The sequence below is a fragment of the Verrucosispora sp. SN26_14.1 genome (assembly GCF_004307965.1).
Taxonomy (GTDB): domain Bacteria; phylum Actinomycetota; class Actinomycetes; order Mycobacteriales; family Micromonosporaceae; genus Micromonospora.
The window spans coordinates 1-3020 of sequence record NZ_SISL01000597.1; the positions used below are offsets into that span (position 1 = coordinate 1).

Here is a 3020-nt window from a genome sequence, read left to right on the forward strand (position 1 = left end):
GGTCCCTCCGGGGACCACCAGCCACCGCCGCCACCGCCGCCACCGGCCGGGACGGCCACCGCCGGGGCGAGCACGGTCTCGGCGCGTACCGGATGGGTCTGGCGGGGCACGGTGGTCGGTCGACGGCCGGCGACCGGCAGCTCCACCGGACCGGGCCGTCCGCCCTGGTGGGCGGTCATGCCGCCGGGGATCCGCGGCGCCGACACCGGGTCGACGCTCGGTGCCGGAGCCGCCGCCAGCAGCGCACCGGGCAGCCGGATCCGCGCCACCAGCCCGCCGACACCGCCGTGCAGCCGCACCTCGATGCCGTGCCGGGCCGCCAGGTGGCTGACCACGAACAGACCCATCCGCTCCACCGCCGCCACGTCGGCGGCCGGCGGCGACGCCAGGACGGCGTTGGCCTCGGCCAACGCCGTCTCGGTCATGCCGATGCCCTGGTCGGCGATCTCGATCACCGCGCCGTGACCCTCGAACCGGGCCATGACCTGCACCACTGTGTCGGGGCGGGAGAAGGCGGTGGCGTTCTCCAGCAGCTCGGCCAGCAGGTGGACCAGTTCACCGACGGCGTGTCCGACCACGTGCAGGTCGGCCACGGCCTCGTGCCGGACCCGCTGGTACTGCTCGATCTCCGCGCTGGCCGCCAGCAGCACCGCGCCCAGCCCGATCGGCCGGTTCCACCGCCGGGTCGACTCGGTGCCGGCCAGCACCAGCAGGCTCTCGTCGTTACGGCGCATACGGGCGGCCAGGTGGTCCAGCTTGAACAGGTTCTCCAGCTGGTCCGGGTCGCCTTCCTCCCGCTCCAGGTCGTCGAGCAGCTCCAACTGCCGCTCGACCAGCACCTGGCTGCGTCGGGCCAGGTTGACGAACATCGCGTTGACGTTGCGCCGCATGTTCGCCTGCTCGACCGCCACGCCGACGGCGCTGCGGTGCACGGCGACGAACGCCTCGGCCAGCTCACCGATCTCGTCGAGCGAGCGGACCACCGCCGGGGACACCTCGATGGGCGGTACGCCACCGGAGACCGACCGCAGCCGGGCCAGCGCCTCGGGCAGCTCGACCTGGGCGATCCGTAGCGCCTGCGAGCGCAGCAGCCGGATCGACCGGGCCAGCGACCGGCCGACCAGCACCGAGATCAGCACCGCCACCAGCAACACCGTGATGATCGCACCGATCAGCAGCAGGGTCTGACGCAGCTGGGTGGTGCTGGCCGCCTGCGCCTGCTGCACCGCCTCGGCCAGCACCTCGGCCTCGTACTGGCGCAGCAGCTCGTGGCGGTTGTCGCTGGCCTCCCACCACTGCCCGCCGGTCAGCACCAACCGACCGGCCGCGATCTGGGCGATCGCCCGATCCTCCAGCTCAGCGGTGGCGGCGAAGACCGGGTTCACGGTCATCTCGTCGTAGCGGGCCACCTGCCCGTTGGTCGCGGCGATCCGGAACACGCCCAGCGCGGTCAGCTGACGGGCCCGCAGTTCGGCCAGCCGCGCCCCGCCGTCGGCGCTGTAGCCGCTGTCCCGCGCGGCGGCGTACACCTCCGCCCGGACCCGCGCGGACGAGTCCTTGGCCCGGGCGAACTGCACGTACCGCAGCACCGCGTCGGCCAGCTCCGGGCGGTCGTTGCCCGGCGCCGGCTGGGCGAGCAGGGTCAGCAGCCCCTCGATGGCCCGGTGGTAGTTACCCAGGATGGTGTCGTCGCTGAGCACCACGGTCGCCATCACCCCGCGGATGTACTCGACCTGCTGCACCGCCTGCGACGCCACCGAGTAGGTGTCGCGCCAGGCCGGGTCGGCCTCGGCCACCGGCTCGGCCACCTCCCGCAGCGCCCGCATCGCGTCGTCGGTGGCATCCCGGTACTGCTGCAACGAGCCCAGCATCGCGGCGCGGCCGGCCTCGTCGGCGCTGGCGCGCAGCACGGGCAGCTCACCGGCGGTACGGTCGCGTTCCTGCTGCAGCATGTGCACCAGGTAGGTGATCTCCTCACCGACGGTGACCTGCGCGGCGAAGTCACCGAGCGTGCTCGCCCGTCCGACCAGGCTCTGGGCCTGCACCCCGGCCATGACCAGGAACGCCACCGACGGAATGATCAGCACGGCGGCGAGTTTGGTCCGCATCCGCCAGTCCCGCAACCGGAACGCGGAACGCCGCCGGTGGGGCACCACCCGAACGTCGAACCGCCGTCGGCGATGCGCTGACACCTCGGGCGTCTGATGTGCTGCACCCACAGGGTCCTCCTCCCCACGCGCCCGCCGTGACCTCGGGGAGCGCGGTCCATCCAACCAGGCCCCCGAGCAGTGTCAACGTCCTGCCCTTACGAAGGGTTCAGGACGAGACCGCCGGTCGCCACCCTATGCCGGGGTCGCCGGAGCTTGATCATCCGTCCGGCTGATGTCGGCCACCACCACGGCATCGGTGATCCGGCCGGTCGCCACGAGCGCCGCGCCGGTGGCCCCGATCTCCGGGTGACGTCCGAAGTCGACCCGACGGGGAGTGAGCACCTGCGCGAAGGTGCGGCGCCACCAGGGCGAGGCGGCCATCGCGCCGCCACCGAGGACCACGTCGGTGGGCCGTCCGACCATCGACTCCAGCCGCACCAGGTCGTCCACGACCTGCTCGCACACCCCGTGCATCAGCCCGGCCAGGATCTGCACGGAGGTGGTGCCGAAATCGAGTCCGCGCAGCTCACCGGAGCCGGCGCTCCGGTCGCCGGGGGGACGGTCGCCACCGAAACCGACGTTGACCGGTACGCCCGCGCCGGGCGGCAGCACCGCCAGGGCCTGCTCCAGCGCCGGGCCGGTGGGCAGCCGCAGCACCCGGTCCGCCCAGGCGAACAGATTCCCACCCGAGGAGTACGCCGCCCCGGTGACGACGTGGTCGTGGTCGACGCGGTAGCGCCACAGCCGATGCGGCAGCGGCGACTGCGCAGCGTGCGCCGGCATCCGCTGCAGCAGCCGGACCGCCGAGGAGGTGCCGACGGTCACCGCCGCCCGCTCGCCCGCCGCCTCGGCCAGCGCCCCGGCCCTGTC

The 3020-nt window shown here is 73.5% G+C and carries 2 protein-coding genes; both read right to left on the reverse strand.

The genetic code is table 11. The features are described from left to right. Positions 1–2153, reverse strand: a 2153-nt coding sequence (locus EYA84_RS29680; protein WP_236146033.1) for a nitrate- and nitrite sensing domain-containing protein, incomplete at its 3' end; no start/stop codon positions are given. A 189-nt stretch (positions 2154–2342) separates the two neighbouring features. After that, positions 2343–3020, reverse strand: a 678-nt coding sequence (locus tag EYA84_RS29685) for an FGGY-family carbohydrate kinase (RefSeq protein WP_255446673.1), incomplete at its 5' end; no start/stop codon positions are given.